General features: G+C 65.3%; 15 protein-coding genes. 8 read left to right on the top strand and 7 right to left on the bottom strand.

Features of this window, described 5'->3' with window-relative positions; translation table 11 throughout:
* Nucleotides 1-1,392 (bottom strand): serine--tRNA ligase, encoded by a 1,392-nt coding sequence (gene serS / locus NYR97_RS17615; protein ID WP_316695014.1) that lies wholly within the window; start codon nucleotides 1,390-1,392, stop codon nucleotides 1-3.
* A 113-nt stretch (nucleotides 1,393-1,505) separates the two neighbouring features.
* Between serS and NYR97_RS17610 the strand changes: the two genes are divergently transcribed.
* Nucleotides 1,506-2,171: an energy transducer TonB gene (locus tag NYR97_RS17610; RefSeq protein WP_316695012.1), complete on the top strand. Its 666-nt coding sequence runs from the start codon at nucleotides 1,506-1,508 to the stop codon at nucleotides 2,169-2,171.
* Between the two features lie 361 nt (nucleotides 2,172-2,532).
* Entirely contained in the window at nucleotides 2,533-3,000 is a 468-nt protein-coding gene (locus tag NYR97_RS17605; protein ID WP_210763521.1) for an energy transducer TonB, read from the top strand.
* Here NYR97_RS17605 and aroA read toward each other — a convergent pair.
* The 3 genes from aroA to serC all read right to left on the bottom strand — a co-directional run bounded on the left by aroA (nucleotide 2,984) and on the right by serC (nucleotide 6,842).
* Nucleotides 2,984-4,300 (bottom strand): 3-phosphoshikimate 1-carboxyvinyltransferase, encoded by a 1,317-nt coding sequence (gene aroA / locus NYR97_RS17600; protein ID WP_316695010.1) that lies wholly within the window; start codon nucleotides 4,298-4,300, stop codon nucleotides 2,984-2,986. The genes NYR97_RS17605 and aroA overlap by 17 nt on opposite strands.
* Nucleotides 4,301-4,422: 122 nt before the next feature.
* Complete coding sequence (gene pheA, locus NYR97_RS17595; protein ID WP_316695008.1) at nucleotides 4,423-5,634, bottom strand: prephenate dehydratase; 1,212 nt, start codon at nucleotides 5,632-5,634, stop codon at nucleotides 4,423-4,425.
* A gap of 122 nt (nucleotides 5,635-5,756) precedes the next feature.
* A complete protein-coding gene (serC, locus tag NYR97_RS17590) occupies nucleotides 5,757-6,842 on the bottom strand; it encodes a 3-phosphoserine/phosphohydroxythreonine transaminase (protein ID WP_316695006.1) in 1,086 nt (361 codons plus the stop codon).
* A gap of 179 nt (nucleotides 6,843-7,021) precedes the next feature.
* On the opposite strand from serC, the gene msrP reads away from it, so the two are divergent.
* Both msrP and msrQ read left to right on the top strand, forming a co-directional pair.
* Nucleotides 7,022-7,990: a protein-methionine-sulfoxide reductase catalytic subunit MsrP gene (msrP, locus tag NYR97_RS17585; protein ID WP_316695004.1), complete on the top strand. Its 969-nt coding sequence runs from the start codon at nucleotides 7,022-7,024 to the stop codon at nucleotides 7,988-7,990.
* Nucleotides 7,991-8,135: 145 nt separating this feature from the next.
* Entirely contained in the window at nucleotides 8,136-8,792 is a 657-nt protein-coding gene (gene msrQ / locus NYR97_RS17580; RefSeq protein ID WP_316695002.1) for a protein-methionine-sulfoxide reductase heme-binding subunit MsrQ, read from the top strand.
* Here the strand turns inward: msrQ and NYR97_RS17575 are convergent.
* Nucleotides 8,734-9,543: an FHA domain-containing protein gene (locus NYR97_RS17575; protein ID WP_316695000.1), complete on the bottom strand. Its 810-nt coding sequence runs from the start codon at nucleotides 9,541-9,543 to the stop codon at nucleotides 8,734-8,736. The two genes, msrQ and NYR97_RS17575, sit on opposite strands and share 59 nt — an antisense overlap.
* Nucleotides 9,544-9,713: 170 nt before the next feature.
* On the opposite strand from NYR97_RS17575, the gene NYR97_RS17570 reads away from it, so the two are divergent.
* The 3 genes from NYR97_RS17570 (at nucleotide 9,714) to NYR97_RS17560 (ending at nucleotide 12,051) form a co-directional block, all read left to right on the top strand.
* A complete protein-coding gene (locus NYR97_RS17570) occupies nucleotides 9,714-9,989 on the top strand; it encodes a polyhydroxyalkanoic acid system family protein (RefSeq protein WP_205391796.1) in 276 nt (91 codons plus the stop codon).
* A 251-nt stretch (nucleotides 9,990-10,240) separates the two neighbouring features.
* Nucleotides 10,241-10,801, top strand: coding sequence for a phasin family protein (locus tag NYR97_RS17565; RefSeq protein WP_316694998.1), 561 nt, complete (start codon nucleotides 10,241-10,243; stop codon nucleotides 10,799-10,801).
* A gap of 242 nt (nucleotides 10,802-11,043) precedes the next feature.
* On the top strand, nucleotides 11,044-12,051 hold the full coding sequence (locus NYR97_RS17560) for a restriction endonuclease (RefSeq protein ID WP_316694997.1): 1,008 nt from the start codon (nucleotides 11,044-11,046) through the stop codon (nucleotides 12,049-12,051).
* 36 nt (nucleotides 12,052-12,087) lie between these two features.
* Here the strand turns inward: NYR97_RS17560 and hutC are convergent, their stop codons facing one another.
* Nucleotides 12,088-12,861 carry a histidine utilization transcriptional repressor HutC gene (gene hutC / locus NYR97_RS17555; RefSeq protein WP_316694996.1) on the bottom strand — a complete coding sequence of 258 codons (774 nt, stop codon included), beginning with the start codon at nucleotides 12,859-12,861 and terminating at the stop codon, nucleotides 12,088-12,090.
* 4 nt (nucleotides 12,862-12,865) lie between these two features.
* On the bottom strand, nucleotides 12,866-14,236 hold the full coding sequence (locus NYR97_RS17550; RefSeq protein ID WP_316694995.1) for a formimidoylglutamate deiminase: 1,371 nt from the start codon (nucleotides 14,234-14,236) through the stop codon (nucleotides 12,866-12,868).
* Between the two features lie 60 nt (nucleotides 14,237-14,296).
* Here NYR97_RS17550 and hutI point away from each other — a divergent pair, with 60 nt between their 5' ends.
* Entirely contained in the window at nucleotides 14,297-15,502 is a 1,206-nt protein-coding gene (gene hutI, locus NYR97_RS17545; protein WP_316694993.1) for an imidazolonepropionase, read from the top strand.
* Nucleotides 15,503-15,511 lie beyond the last annotated feature (9 nt).

The raw sequence follows: 15,511 nt of genomic DNA, 5'->3' as shown, positions 1-15,511 counted from the left end.
TTAGCCGATCCGCTCGATCCCGCCCATGTACGGGCGCAGTACCTCGGGCACATCGATCGAGCCATCGGCGTTCTGGTAGTTCTCCATCACCGCGATCATTGCGCGGCCCACCGCGGTACCCGAGCCGTTGAGCGTGTGCATCAGCTCCGGCTTGCCGCTGACCGGATTGCGCCAGCGCGCCTGCATGCGCCGCGCCTGGAAATCGCCGCAATTGGAGCACGACGAAATCTCGCGATAGGTGTCCTGCGAAGGCAGCCACACTTCCAGATCGTAGGTCTTGATCGCAGCAAACCCCATGTCGCCGGTGCACAGCAGCACCTTGCGATACGGCAGCCCGAGTTTTTCCAGCACCACCTCGGCGCAGCGCGTCATGCGCTGATGCTCGGCATCGCTGTCTTGCGGCGCACAGGCGGTGACCAGCTCCACTTTTTCGAACTGGTGCTGGCGGATCATGCCGCGCGTATCGCGGCCGCCGCTGCCGGCTTCGGCACGGAAGCACATCGAATGCGCAGTCATGCGCAACGGCAAGCGCTCGGCATCGACGATCTCGTCGCGCACGATATTGGTCAGCGGCACTTCCGAGGTGGGGATCAGATAGCGTTTCTGAAGAGCATCAATTACGCGGTTAAACCCGTTCTGATAACTACCCGTAACCAAATTCGCTGGCGGGTCAACTGACATCAAATTGTGCAAGCGCTCTGAAGCCAGATCAGTCAATTCTGTATCGAGCACAGAGAACAAATCGTCCTCGAACTTCGGCAACTGCCCGGTGCCACGCATCGAATCGGCGTTGACCAGCAAGGGCACATTGGTCTCTTCGTAGCCATGCTCGCCGACATGCAGATCGAGCATGAATTGCGCCAGCGCGCGATGCAAGCGCGCAATCGGCCCGCGCAACACGGTGAAACGCGCGCCCGACAACTTGGCCGCGGTTTCGCCATCCAGCCAGCCATGCGGCGCGCCGAGTTCCACATGATCCTTGACCGCGAAATCGAACTGGCGCGGCGTGCCCCAACGCGATTGCTCGACGTTCTCGCTCTCGTCCTTGCCGTGCGGCACATCGTCGGCCGGCAGATTGGGCAGGCCCAGCGCGATGGTTTCGAGTTTGGCGCGGATCGCATCCAGCGCTTCTTCCGACGCCTTGAGTTCATCGCCGAAACCGGCCACCTCGGCCATCAACACGGTGACATCCTCGCCCTTGGCCTTGGCCTGCCCGATCGCCTTGGACTTGGAATTGCGCTGACTCTGCAGCTCCTGCGTGCGCACCTGGATGCGCTTGCGCTCGCCTTCCAGCGACTCCAGTTCCGCGGTGTCCAGGGCGAAACTGCGCGTGCTGCGCAGGCGCTCGGCAAGGTCGGCGGGATGTTGGCGAAGCAGGGCCGGATCTAGCATCGGAAGTCTGTGTGAGTCAGTAGGAAGCACGAGATTATCGCCTGTTCCGCCACCTGCTGCGATCGATTCACCGCCGCTATGCCAGAATTGACCCGATCCTTCAGGTGAGCCCTATGCCCGCGCCCCGCCCTGCGTCCGATCGCCAGATCGTTCTGCGTCTGCCCCGCCACACCCTGAAAATTGCCGGTATCGCCTTCGTTGCCGGGCTGCTGTTGTTCCTGTTGGTGTGGGCCACCGGCCGCAAGGACGACTTCTACAAGGCCTCGCCGGCCCAGCCGAGCGCAGGTGCGCCAGCCACCGACGATATCCAGCCGCTACCCGCGCCGCTGCCGGCCCAGGACGGCGCCAGCGACATGCCGCAGGCCAAGCCGCCCGAAGAAACCCCGACCCTGGTGGACACTGCGCCGCCTGCCCCACCCGCGCCGACGCCCTTGCCCGAAGACGCAGGTCCCGGAGCCCCTGGCACCACAGCACCGGCAACTACTGCGGCAGCTGCGGGCGGCGATCGCCCGGTACCGATGCAGGGCCAGATGCCGCCGCCGCGCTATCCCTCGGCCGCGTTGCGTCGTGGCGATGCCGGCGATGTGGTGGTGCGGGTGGACGTGGACGCAGTGGGCAAGCCCGGCGGCGTGACACTGGTGCAGCGTAGCGGTTCGCGCGATCTGGACCGCGCCGCGATGGAAGCGGTGCGTCAGTGGCGTTTCCACCCGGCACAGCGCAATGGCCAGCCGATTGCCGGCAGTGTGGATATCCCGTTCGAGTTCAAGCCTGCGCAGTAAGACCTGCAGACAGAACCGTCGCAGATGGTCATCAGATGTCCACGCGCAAAGCGTTGACGCATCAGCGCATGCATCGGAATCCGGTCTGCCGGGCGCACCAATCCGGCAGCCGCACAGGTAGTTTGCCAGTTCGACAAAGCTGAACGCCTGCCGAGTTTTAGCCCTTCATTGGCGCCCTGCCTTAGCTCCCCCTCAGGCAGCGCCGACCAGACTGGCCGTGTCATCCCACAGATGCGCCAGGAGGCCGGCCATGTCCTTCACCTCGAATCCTTCTTCACACCAGACGCAATCGCTGCCGCAACAGGCCGCGCAAATGCGCGAGCGTGTGCGCGAAGACGATGCAGATGGCGCATCGCCGTGGTTGTGGGCAACCCTGCTGGCGGTGCTGGTGGTGGTACCGACCTGGTGGTGGACGCGGCATGGCGACGAATCGTTTGCGCAGGACACGCGCCCGTTGCCGGCGGCAAGCCGCCAGATCCTGCCGACCTCCGAAGGCCCGCGTGCGATGACCATGATCGCGCACCAGCCGGCGCGTACACCGGTCAGCAGCGAAGAAGCCAAGCCGCTGCCGGGTAACGCGATGCCGCGCTATCCAGCCGACATTGCGCAAGCCGGCATCGAAGGCAGCCGCACCGCGCGTCTGCAACTGGATGTGCAGGGCCAGGTGAGCGATGTGACCATCGTCGATCGCAGCGGCAGCGACGACCCGCGTCTGGATGCTGCGGTAATGGAGAGCCTGGGGCAGTGGCGCTTTGAACCTGCAACGCGCGACGGCCACGCGGTCGTCAGCAGCGTGCAGGTGCCGGTCGAATTTACGTCCGAACGTTGAGCCCGAACCCGGCGCCCTGCGCCAAGCTATCGAAACCTGGAAACGAGGTCGCGACATTGGCGACATCGTTCACCTGCACGGTGCCGGTCGAGAGCTGACCGGCAATGGCGAAGGCCATCGCAATGCGGTGATCGCCGTGGCTTTCGATCACGCCGCTGCCGATGCTGCCGCCGTGAATGGTCGCACCATCCGGCGTCTCGTCGACCCGCACGCCCAGGATGCGTAGACCGGTGGCCATGGCCGCCAGACGATCGGACTCCTTGACCCGCAATTCGGCGGCGCCAGTGACAACCGTCTGCCCGTTCGCCGCAGCCGCAGCCACGAACAAGGCCGGGAATTCGTCGATCATGTCCGGCACCAACGCTTCGGGAATCTGCGCTCCTTGCAGCGGTGCGTAGCGTACGCGCAGATCGGCAACCGGCTCGCCACCATGTTCGGCGTGATTTTCTTCGACGATATTCGCGCCCATCAGCCGCAGTGCAGCGAGCAGCCCGGTGCGACGCGGATTCAAGCCCACCGCACGCAGCACCACGTCCGAGCCTGGAATGATGCTGGCGGCAACGATGAAGAACGCTGCCGAGGAGAAATCGGCCGGCACCGCGATATCGGTCGCACGCAGACGCTGACCACCGCGCAGGCGCGCCTTGCCTGGCGAGAAATCGATCTCCACACCGAATGCGGACAACATGCGTTCGGTGTAATCGCGCGTTGGGTGCGGCTCGGTCACCGAGGTGTCGCCCTTTGCATACAACCCTGCCAACAATACGGCGGATTTGACCTGTGCGCTGGCGACCGGCGAGACGAAGTCGATGCCATGCAAAGCTTGCCCGCCATGCACGCGCAATGGCGGCGTGCCGTCTTCTTCGGTGTCGATGCTGGCACCCATCTGCGCCAGCGGGCCGGTCACGCGCCGCATCGGGCGCTTGGACAGGGAGTCGTCGCCCACCAGCACGCTGTCGAAGCGCTGCGCGGCCAGCAGGCCGGCGAGCAGGCGCATGCCGGTGCCGGCGTTACCGCAGTCCAACGCCTCAGTCGGCGGCTGCAGGCCATCCACGCCCACGCCGTGCACGATGCGTTGGGATGCCGAGGGTGTTTCGATGCGCACGCCGAGCTTGGCGAAAATGGCCGCAGTGGAGCGCGTGTCTTCGCCTTCGAGAAAGCCATCGATCTGCGAGCTGCCATCGGCCAAGGCGGCAAACATCACCGCGCGATGCGAGACCGATTTGTCGCCGGGAATGGCCAGGCTGCCCTGCAGTGCGCTGCCCTGCTGCGCGATCCAATGTTGCGTATTGCTGCTCATGCGTGTGGTCCGATTGCTGCGGCAGCGCCATGCACGGCACTGCACTTTGAAGAATGGTGTGGTAGCGCCGTCACCTTGCAGATGGCGGCGCGTCAGCTGTTACCGGCTTGGAGGAAAAGCGTTTACGGAATCGCCACCGGATACGAGCCCAGCACCTTGATCTGCGCCGAGTGCGCTTCCAGTTCGGCCAGCGCCTGCTTCATCGCCTGGTCTTCCACGTGGCCGGCCAGGTCGATGAAGAAGCCGTACTCCCATTTGGCCTGATGCGAGGGCCGCGACTCGATGCGATTCATGCTGATGCCATGCCGCGCGAACGGGCTGAGTACGTCGAACAATGCGCCCGGCTTGTCGTGGATGAACACCAGCACCGAGGTGCGGTCGTGCCCGGACGAGGGAAAGATCTGCCGGCCGATCACCAGAAAGCGCGTGGTGTTGTCGTCGTCGTCTTCGATCGACTTCATGATGACTTTCTTCAAGCCATACACGTGCGCGGCGCTCTCGCCGCCGATCGCCGCGGCATCTTCGGCATTGCGGGCGCGGCGTGCGCCCTCGGCATTGCTGGAGACGGCGATTTTCTCGACCTTGGGCAGGTGCGAACGCAACCAGCCGGCGGTCTGCGCGAACGATTGCGAATGCGCGTAGATACGCTCGATATCCTCCAGCCGGCCGTTGCGCGAGAGCAGGTACTGATGCACGCGCAGCTCGACTTCGCCGCAGATCTTCAGGTTGGAGGTCAGGAACATGTCCAACGTGACCTGGATGGTGCCCTGCCCGGAATTTTCCACCGGCACCACGCCGAAATCGGCGTTGCCGGCTTCCACTTCCTGGAACACTTCTTCGATGGTCGCCATCGGCAAGCCCACTGCCGAACGACCGAAATGCTTGAGTACTGCCTGCTGGCTGAAGGTCCCTTCCGGGCCGAGGTAACCGATCTTCAACGGTTCCTGCTGGGCCAGGCAGGCCGACATGATTTCGCGATACACGTGCACCAGCACTTCATCGCTGAGCGGGCCTTCGTTGCGGTCCACCACCATGCGCAGCACCTGCGCCTCGCGCTCGGGCCGGTAGTAATCCACCGCCGCGGCGAGCTTGCCCTTGGCCTTGCCGACCTGATGGGCGAAGTTGGCGCGCTCGGCGATCAGCTCCTGGATGGTGCGGTCGATCTGGTCGATCTTGGCGCGCACGTCGGCCAGCACCGGTGCGGCGACCGCCGGCTTTGCAAGCTTGGGTGCCGACTTGCTTGCAGCTTTTTCCGCAGATTTCTCTACCGATTTACTCGCCGGCTTGGTCTTGCCGCCGGTAGCGGTGGTGGGCTTGTTGGACTTGGGAGCCATCGCTGGGCATTCCTTGAATAACGGCGCATGCGCCTGCGCGGCAGCTGCCGCGGTCGAAGAGAAGACTGAGAGCGGCTAACACAACGTAGCGAGCAGTCGCGCAGTAGTTTTGTTAGTCACTCTTAGCCGTGACGCTGCTGGAAGTCGTGCATGAAGCTCACCAGCGCCTGCGCGCCTGCCACCGGCATCGCGTTGTAGAGCGAAGCACGCAAGCCACCGACGGCCTTGTGCCCCTTCAATGCCAACAGGCCGGCCGCCCTGGATTCGCTGACGAACAACGCGTCCAGCTGCTCATCGGGCAGAAAGAACGGGATGTTCATGCGCGAACGCACGGCCGGCTTGATCAGGTTGCGATAGAAGCCGCCGGAGCCATCGATCGCGCCGTACACCAGCGCGGCTTTCTCGGCATTGCGGCGCGCGAACTCGGCCACCCCGCCCTGCTCCAGCATCCACTTCACGTTGAGGCCGAGCAGATACCAGTTCCAGGTCGGCGGGGTGTTGAGCATCGAATCGCGGGCCGCGTGCGACGCATAGTTGAAGATATCCGCGCGCGGCTGGCCGGCACGTTCGAGCAGGTCGCGCCGCACGATCAGCACCGAGATGCCGACCGGCCCCAGGTTTTTCTGCGCCCCGGCGTAGATCAACCCGTAGCGCGAGATATCCAGCGGCTCGGAGGCGATCGACGAACTGAAGTCGGCGAACAACGGCAACGTGCCCACATCCGGCGTGTCGCGAAACTCCACGCCATGGATGGTCTCGTTGGCGGTGATGTGCACATAGGCCGAGTGCGGCGACAAGGTCCAGCTGGCCACCGGCGGGATATCGGTGAAGCCTTCCGCCTGGCCGTCGGCAGCGATCCGTGCATCCACATAAGGCGCCGCCTGCTTGATCGCGGTCTTACCCCAATGTCCGCTGATCATGTAGTCGGCGGCCTGCCCCGGCGCGGCGAAATTCAGCGGCAGCAACGCCTGGATGGTGGTGGCGCCACCGGCGGTGAACAGCACCGCATAGTCGTCGGGAATCGACAACAGGGTGCGCAGATCGGCTTCGGCCGCGGCCGCCACGGCCATGAAATCGGCGCTGCGGTGGCTGATTTCCACGATCGAGGCGCCGACGCCGTTCCACTCGACCATCTCCGCCTGCGCCTGCCGCAGGACCGATTCCGGCAATGTCGCAGGGCCGGCACTGAAATTGAACGCGCGTGTCATGGCACACCTTGTCGAGCTAGCCTTCTAGTATGCCGCAGCGCATCGGCCTTGGCAGCGCTGCAGAAAAGTTGCAGCTGCATCCTTCTCAGCGACGCCGACGTATGGTGTTGCAGCGTCCATGGGCAGCACCTTCACCGTGGTCCGATATTCTCATCTGCAGCCACTGTCAGGAGCGAGCCATGTCCCTTCGCGATGTCTTGAAGACGCCGTCCAGCGAGATCACCGATGAGGCCGTCTACCGCGACCGGCGCCGGCTGCTGCAGCTGTTCGCGCTGACCCCGGCGCTGGGCGTGGCCGGGTGCGCAGAGGCCGACCCGCCACCTCCGCCCAAGACCGTGGTGACCCCGGCGCAGGCGCGCAGCGGCTTCCGTACCGCCGAGGAACTGACCCGGCTGGAAGACGTCACCAGCTACAACAACTTCTACGAATTCGGCACCGACAAGACCGACCCGTCGAAGGCCGCCAAGACCTTGAAGCTGTCGCCGTGGTCGGTGAAGGTCAGCGGCGAGTGCGAAAAGCCCGGCAGCCTGTCACTGGACGAATTGCTCAAGGGCATCCCTGCCGAAGAACGCGTCTACCGGCTGCGCTGCGTGGAAGGCTGGTCGATGGTGATTCCGTGGACCGGCGTGCCGCTGGGCGAGGTGCTCAAGCGCTTTGCGCCGACCTCCAAGGCCAAGTACGTGGCGTTCACCACGCTGGCCGACCCGCAGCAGATGCCCGGCGTGCGCTACCGCTCGATCAACTGGCCGTATCGCGAAGGCCTGCGCATCGACGAAGCGATGCATCCGCTGACCTTGCTGGCCACCGGCCTGTACGGCAAGCCGCTGCCGCAGCAGAACGGCGCGCCGTTGCGGCTGGTGGTGCCATGGAAGTACGGCTTCAAGAGCATCAAATCGATCGTGGAGATCCGCTTCGTCGAGAAGATGCCCGAGACCGCCTGGCATGACCTGCAGCCGTCCGAATACGGGTTCTTTTCCAACGTCAATCCGGCGGTGGACCATCCGCGCTGGAGCCAGAAGACCGAGCGGCGTATCGCTGGAACCGCCAGCAAGCTGTTCGCCGAGCGCATCGCGACCAAGCCATTCAACGGCTATGCGGATCAGGTCGCTTCGTTGTACGCGGGGATGGATCTGAAGAAGTGGTTCTAGGGCAACAAAGTTCAGCTTGAGATCGGCCTGTCGTAGGAGCGCACCTGGGCGCGACGGGCTTTCCTGGCAATGCCGGTCGCGCCCGGGTGCGCTCCTACGATGCATGCATGGCACCCACGCAGCACGCTCCCCTCTTCGAGATCGCATGGCCAAGACATCCACCTCCCTGATCGCTGCCAAGACGCTGCTGCATGCGGCCGCGCTGACGCCGATCGCATTGCTCGGCTGGCAGTTCTGGCAGGTGTGGCAAACCGGCAGCGATGCGCTGGGCGCCGATCCGGTCGCCGAGATCGAGCACCGCAGCGGGCTGTGGGCGCTGCGTTTCCTGTTGATCACCTTGGCAGTGACGCCACTGCGCCAGCTCACCGGCCAGGCGGTACTGATCCGCTTCCGCCGCATGCTCGGGCTGTACGCATTCTTCTACGCCAGCGTGCATCTGGCGGCCTACCTGAGCCTGGATCTGCGCGGCTTCTGGACGCAGATCTTCGAAGAGATCATCAAACGGCCCTATATCACCGTCGGCTTCACGGCCTGGCTGCTGCTGGTGCCGCTGGCGATCACTTCCACCCAGGGCTGGATGCGGCGGCTCAAGCGCAACTGGGGCCGCCTGCACATGCTGATCTATCCGATCGGGCTGCTGGCGGTGCTGCATTTCTGGTGGCTGGTGAAATCCGATATCCGCGAACCGGCGCTGTATGCCGGGATTCTTGCGGTATTGCTGGGCTGGCGGGTCTGGAAAAAACTCAGCGCGCGCCGAACCACAGCAAGGCGCTCAGCGCCGCCGCCAGCAACACCGCGCTGAGCAGCAGCCACGGCCAGCGCGCGACCTTGACCGGCGCACGCGTCGGTTCGGTGGTGGCGCGCGGCGGCGGCAACGGCTCGGTGTCGGGGATGTCCCAGGTGGTGCCGTGATGGGTGCGCGGCACCTCGACGACAAACCGGTGGCGGGCATCGAAGACGACCTGGTCGCCGGCCTGCAACCAGCCATCGCGCACTTGCACGCCGTTGATCCAGCTGCCTTCTTCCGAACCCAGATCGCGGATCAGCACGCGGTCGCCGTGGCGTTCCAGCCGCGCATGCTGGGCCGCAAAGGCCGGGTCGTCGATGACGATATCCGCCGCCGGGTCACTGCCGACCAGCCGTGAGCGATCCAGCGTGAAGCTGCGCCCGTGATGACGGCCACCCAACCCGCGCAACAACAGACAGACCTCGCTCAGGCCGGCGTCGTCCTCTGACACGTCGTTGGCAGGTGCGCTCGATGGCGCACTGCGCAGCAGCATCTCCACGCCGTCGGCGTAGATCGCATCGCCGGGGCGCAGCAGTGCCATGCGGCGTACCGGGCGTCCGTTGACATGGATGCCGCGGATTCCGTTGGCCACCTGCAACCACAGGCCGCGCTGGTCCAGGCAGAACTGCGCCAACAGCAACGCGCCCTGCGCATCGTCCACCACCCGCACGCTGCCGGAGGCATGACGTACGATCCGGTGGACGCCGGGTTTGAGAGAATGATCCGGCTGCTGCCGGTGAGTGAAATGAACTTGCAGATCGCGCACCCGCCGTAGCCTAGCAGGTCTGCCCCATGCAGCGGCCAACAACGTGACCGGCGTCCGCCCAACAGGCGCGGTGTTTGCGCGTCGTTCCTGTCCGCCGCCAGCATCCGCACTTGGAGCCTGGCCCGCGCATGCGCACAATGCGCGCTCCTTTCGTCTCACCTCTCCACGCCATGTCCAGCATCGATATCCGCCACGACCATTCCTTGACGCCGGCCCAGGCCCGCGCAGCGATCGACGAGGCGGCGCGCAAACTGACCGATCGCTACGGCATCGCTTCGCACTGGGAAGGCGACACCTTGCGCATCGCGCGTGCCGGTGTGGACGGGGCGATCGCCTTGCTGCCGCAGCAGGTGCATGTCACCGCCGAGCTTGGCTTTCTGTTGTCGGCGGTGCAGCCGATGGTGGAATCGGAAATCCGTCGGTTGCTGAACGAAAAACTCGCCTGAGCAGGCCGGTCTGACGGTCCTTGCCCCAAGCGGGCCAGGCCTGGGGCCTGCGAACTTGAGCAGGCCGCGCTGGAGGTGCCGGCCCTTCAGCGCAAGGTCACCCGCATCGCGCTGGATGCGCGGATGCTTGAAAACGCGTCTCGCGCACACATGACCTAGATAGACGCCAGCAGGCAATGCTTCACCTGCCCGATGCAGCGTCGGCACTAGGGTGAAAGCAACGTCGCTTTAGCAACCTACAGGAGCATCGCATGACGACCGGATACGATCAGAACGGCAACCGCAACAACGCGGCCCATGGGTTCCAGGCGCAGGCAGAGCAGATTTCGCGCCGGCTTGGCGAATCGGCACAGACGGTGTGGTTGGCCGGGCTCGGCGCGCTGGGTCGCGTCCAGACCGAGGGCGGCAAATTGTTCGATTCCCTGGTTCGCGAGGGCGCGGCCTATGAGCGCACGGGTCAGCAGAAGGCCAGCGAAAGCGTCGACGAACTCCGCGAAGAGGTGGAGACCCAGTTCGAACAGGCACGCGACACCGCCGTGCGTGGCTGGGACCGGCTGGGCAAGGCCTTCGACGAACGCGTCAAGGGCGTGCTGCGCACCCTCAACATCCCCGAACAGGACGAGCTGGAAAACCTGCGTCGAGAAGTGGAATCGTTGAAGGCCCAGGTGCGCGCCAATACCGCCGCCACCAAGCGCGCCAACCGTACCGCCAATCAAGCGGCGCAGGCTGCCACTAGCGATACGGCCGGTACTGGATCAACTACGCCAGGCAGCACCTCGACCGGAAACACCGCTGCGTTCGACGGCGAATAAGCCTGGCACCCGGCGAATGTTGCAAAGCAGCATGATTTTCCACACAATCGAGAAGGACCCGCCAGTCCTGTAACACGAAGTCCGTTTGCTCCCCTCCCCTCACGGCTTCGGACTGGCGGGTCTTTCGCTGTCTGGATCACGGCTCGTGAGTTCGCCGCGCGCGATCCATTGACGAATCTGGCGCGAGGGATTCTTCTAGACGCACCATTTCGTTATACGCGACATAACTTCGTTTGATACTGATGCCTTTCTGGATTTTGGCGCTGTTGGCCGCCCTCTTGCTGTGGCTGGCGGTGTGCGCTTATGTCTGGCTGGTGCGACGTCGCGCCGACGAAACCACCGAGGGCGTGCGCGCCCTGGCAGCGATGCATTGGCGTGATTTTTCCGCCCTGGTGCTGCGCGTGCTGCAGGACCAACGCGGTTGGCAACCGACCCGGCTGCCGCAGGATGGCCTACCCACCGCCGATTTCATGATGCAGACCGACCACGGCACCCGTCTGGTTGCCTGCAAGCACGGGCGCGGTTATCGCATCGGCGTGGCGGCGATCAACGAGTTGGGCGCGATGGCGCGGCTGGCCGGTGCCGGCGGCGGCGTGATGGTGACCGAGGGCCGCATGGAGCGCGAAGGCATCGCGGCCGCCGACAAGCAATCCATCGAAGTGCTGGACGGCACGCGCCTGTGGCCACTGCTCAAACCCTACCTGCCCGGCGACATGGAAACCGGTGTGGTCGGCATGGCAAGGCGCCGCGCGATCCGCCACAGCACCATCGCCGGTGTGGCGTTGGCAACCTTGGCGCTGGTCGCTGTGCTGGCACTGCAGCCGGCGCTGCCGGAAGCGGCGCTGACGCAGACTGCAATTACACCTACCCCACCGGTTACCGCACCCGTGCGTGCTGCGCCTTCCGCTGCCCCGGCTACTGCTACTGATACGTCGCAGGCAGCGCCCACAACTGCATCGGCCCCGGCAGCCACGGCATTCGCAAGCGGGAAAGAACCGGATGCAGCGACCATGCAGGGCTATCAACGCGAGGTTTCCAAAACGCTCGCACAGACACCCGGTCTACTCCGCGGGATCTGGATCACCCAGGCAACGTTGGCGGTGGACCGCACGGTCGAAGACGCCGCCGCCTGGCCGCTGATCTGCCGCGAACTGGAACGCTACCCGTACCTGCGCACCGTGCGCGTGCAACTCAACCCGCGCGCAGGCGTGGACGAGCCGGTGCGTTGGCGTCAATGCACGACGCTTTGAGTGGGTGATTGGCGCGTTGGCCAGTCGCTGCGAACCTCAGCGCATTCCCGGCGCAAATCGCGCCACCAGATCGTACGAGCCGCCGAGAAACCACTGACGCACGTAGGTCACCGGCTGATCGCCGCGCCAGGTGTGGCGATCGATCACCAGACATGCGGCGCCATCGTCCACCTGCAGGCGTTGCGCCTGCGCGGCGTCGGCATTGACCGCGCTGATGCGGTGTTCGGCGCGCGTCCATGGCACGTTGCGCAACAGCCAACTGCCTGGTGCCACGTCGGTGAACGATTGCAATAATGCCTCCGGCACCGTGGTGGTATCGATCACGCGTTGCTCTAGCGCGAACGGGCTGCCATCGGCAAGGTGCACGCTTTCCAGCGCCAGGACCTTGCCGGTGCTGCCCAGGGCGCGTTCCTGCGGCAGGCGCTGACGCAGGTTGCGCAGTCGCCGCGACAGCAACGAAAACCGATAGGCATGGCCGCGCGTGGTCATCTCCACTTCGATATCCGGGATCGACAGCGCCACCTGTTCCAGATGCGGATGCGGCCGCGCCACGAACGAGCCGGTGCGGCGGCGACGTTCGATCATGCCGGCGTCGGCGAGCAGCCCGAGCACCTTGTTGACCGTCATGCGCGAGCAGCCGTACTGCGTCATCAACTCGTGTTCGGGCGGCACGCGATGACCGGGCGGCCAGTCGCCGCTATGGATGCGTTGTTCCAGATCCTGACGGATGCGTTGATGCAGGGTGCCGGGCGCGGCGATGGGGTGGGCGGTCAAAGCAGATCTCCGGTCAGACCCGCATTGTGCGCGCATCCGCTCAGTTGCTCAGCAGCGATCGCAAAACGCCGGCAAAACGCGTGGCGATGCGCGCGCGATCCACATGCTGCCCGTCGCGCACCACCGGTTGCCCGGCGCGCCAGACCGTACGCACGGCACTGCCGCGTGCGGCGAACAGCCAACTGTCGAGCAAGGCATCGTCGCTGCGCGCCAGCAGCGCCGGATGGGTGAGATCCAGCTCGAGCAGATCGGCCGATGCGCCGACACGGATTCCACCGCGTGCAATACCCAAGGCCTGCACCGCGCCATCGCTGGCCTGATCGAACAACCACCGCCCACTGGAAACGCCGCCTTGCGCCAGCACATTGCGCGCCTGCAGGTGCAGGCGCTGGCCGTATTCGAGCAGGCGCAGTTCTTCGGCCGCATCGATCAAGACATTCGAATCCGAACCCACCCCGAAACGCCCGCCCGCAGCGGCAAATGCCTGCATCGGGAACAGCCCGTCGCCCAGATTCGCCTCGGTGATCGGGCAGAGCCCGACCACTGCGCCGCTGTCGACGATCGCCTGCAGTTCGCTCGCATCCACATGCGTGGCGTGCACCAGACACCAGCGCGCATCCACCGACGCGTTAGCCTGCAGCCACTGCACCGGGCGCCTGCCCGACCAGGCCAGACACGCATCGACCTCGCGCTGCTGCTCGGCGATATGGATGTGGATCGGGCCAGTGGTGAGCGGCACCAGCGCAGCCAGTTGTTCTGGCGTGACCGCGCGCAGGCTGTGCGGCGCCAACCCGAGCACCGCATCGGGCAAGGCCTTGAGGCTGCGCGTGCAGTCGTCCAGCAAGCGTGCGAAACCGTCGATGTCGTGGATCAAGCGACGCTGCGCTGTACTCGGCGCGACGCCACCGAAATCCGAATGCGCATAGAACACCGGTAGCAAGGTCAGCCCGATGCCGGTGTTGGCGGCGGCAGCGGCGATGCGCCCGGACATTTCGCCGGCCTGCGCATATGCCGCGCCACCGGGGCTGTGGTGCAGGTAATGGAATTCGCCGACGCGGGTGAAGCCGCTTTCGAGCATTTCCACATAGGCCTGTTCGGCGATCGCCTGCAGGCTGTCCGGATCGAGCCGGTCGACGAAGCGATACATCAACTCGCGCCAGCTCCAGAAACTGTCGCCGCTACGCCCGCCCACCTCGGTCAGGCCGGCCATGCCGCGCTGGAACGCGTGGCTGTGCAGATTGCCCAACCCGGGTAGCAGCACCTCGACACGGGTATCGGTGGCGGCCACCGCAGCATCGGTCTGCACCGAGGCGATGCGTCCCTGTGCCAGCACGATCCGCACACTGCTCGCCCAGCCATCGGGCAAAAGCGCCCGGGCTGCCCACATCGCCTGCACCTGTTGGTCTGCCACTGGACACCCTCGATTGCCGGTTCTATTGTATATACATATCAGACACCACGAGCCTGCGCCATGCATTGCGACGTCCTCTGGCACAACGCGCAACTGATGACACTGGACGCCGCCGATGGCGGCCTGGGCATCGTGGACGATGGCGTGGTTGCCTGCCAGGACGGCCGCATCACCTATGCCGGCCCGGCCGCGCAGGCCCCGGCGCTGGAGCCGGACACCGCGCACGATTGCCAGCGCCGCTGGATCGGCCCCGGCCTGATCGATTGCCATACCCATCTGGTCTACGCCGGCAACCGCGCCAACGAATTCGAACAGCGACTGCGCGGCGCCAGCTATGCGCAGATCGCCGCGGCCGGCGGCGGCATCGTGGCCACCGTGCGCGCAACCCGCGCGACCGACGACGCAGCGCTGCTGGCCGCCAGCCTGCCGCGCCTGGACGCCATGCTTGCCGAAGGCGTGACCACGCTGGAAATCAAATCCGGCTACGGGCTCACGCTGGAGGACGAAACCAAGCAGCTGCGCGTGGCGCGCCAGCTCGCCGCGCTGCGCAAGGTCGAGGTGGTGCCGACCTTCCTCGGTGCGCATGCGGTGCCACCGGGCGGCGATGCACAGACCTATATCGACGCCGTCTGCACGCAGATGATTCCAGCGATTGCCGCACAAGGTCTTGCCGAGGCGGTGGACGTGTTTTGCGAGCACCTGGCTTTTTCGCACGCGCAGGCCGAACAGGTGTTCGTCGCCGCGCAAGCGCACCGCTTGAGCATCAAGATTCATGCCGAACAACTGAGCAACCAGCACGGCGCAGCACTGGCCGCACGCTATGGCGCGCTGTCGGCCGATCACATCGAATACTTGGACAGCGACGGCGTTGCCGCGATGGCCAGCGCCGGCACGGTGGCGGTGCTGTTGCCGGGCGCGTTCTATTTCACCCGCGACACCCAGCTGCCGCCGATCGCCGCATTGCGCGCCGCCGGCGTGCCGCTGGCCCTGGCCACCGATTGCAATCCAGGCACCTCGCCGCTGACCAGCCCGCTGCTGGCGATGAATATGGCCGCCACCTTGTTCCGCATGACCGTGGACGAATGCATCGCCGGTTTTACCCGCGAGGCTGCACGTGCGCTCGGACGCAGCGAGCGGCTTGGCCGGCTGCGCGCCGGCATGCACTGCGACCTTGCGATCTGGAACATCGACGCGCCGGCCGATCTGGTCTACCGCATGGGCTTCAACCCACTTCATGCCCGCGTCTGGCGCGGGCATTCCTGCTGAATCCGGAGT

This window comes from Xanthomonas hydrangeae (assembly GCF_032697525.1).
Classification (GTDB): Bacteria; Pseudomonadota; Gammaproteobacteria; order Xanthomonadales; family Xanthomonadaceae; genus Xanthomonas; species Xanthomonas hydrangeae.
This window is presented reverse-complemented; position numbering and strand designations above follow the sequence as displayed.

What these genes read in the sequence shown, in the direction of transcription:
- hutI (WP_316694993.1), top strand. Translation starts at nt 14,297, where the DNA reads ATGCATTGCGACGTCCTCTGGCACAACGCGCAACTGATGACACTGGAC.
- msrQ (WP_316695002.1), top strand. Translation starts at nt 8,136, where the DNA reads ATGGCCAAGACATCCACCTCCCTGATCGCTGCCAAGACGCTGCTGCAT.
- aroA (WP_316695010.1), bottom strand. Translation starts at nt 4,300, where the DNA reads ATGAGCAGCAATACGCAACATTGGATCGCGCAGCAGGGCAGCGCACTG.
- NYR97_RS17610 (WP_316695012.1), top strand. Translation starts at nt 1,506, where the DNA reads ATGCCCGCGCCCCGCCCTGCGTCCGATCGCCAGATCGTTCTGCGTCTG.
- NYR97_RS17570 (WP_205391796.1), top strand. Translation starts at nt 9,714, where the DNA reads ATGTCCAGCATCGATATCCGCCACGACCATTCCTTGACGCCGGCCCAG.
- NYR97_RS17560 (WP_316694997.1), top strand. Translation starts at nt 11,044, where the DNA reads ATGCCTTTCTGGATTTTGGCGCTGTTGGCCGCCCTCTTGCTGTGGCTG.
- serC (WP_316695006.1), bottom strand. Translation starts at nt 6,842, where the DNA reads ATGACACGCGCGTTCAATTTCAGTGCCGGCCCTGCGACATTGCCGGAA.
- hutC (WP_316694996.1), bottom strand. Translation starts at nt 12,861, where the DNA reads ATGCGCGCACAATGCGGGTCTGACCGGAGATCTGCTTTGACCGCCCAC.
- serS (WP_316695014.1), bottom strand. Translation starts at nt 1,392, where the DNA reads ATGCTAGATCCGGCCCTGCTTCGCCAACATCCCGCCGACCTTGCCGAG.
- msrP (WP_316695004.1), top strand. Translation starts at nt 7,022, where the DNA reads ATGTCCCTTCGCGATGTCTTGAAGACGCCGTCCAGCGAGATCACCGAT.
- NYR97_RS17565 (WP_316694998.1), top strand. Translation starts at nt 10,241, where the DNA reads ATGACGACCGGATACGATCAGAACGGCAACCGCAACAACGCGGCCCAT.
- pheA (WP_316695008.1), bottom strand. Translation starts at nt 5,634, where the DNA reads ATGGCTCCCAAGTCCAACAAGCCCACCACCGCTACCGGCGGCAAGACC.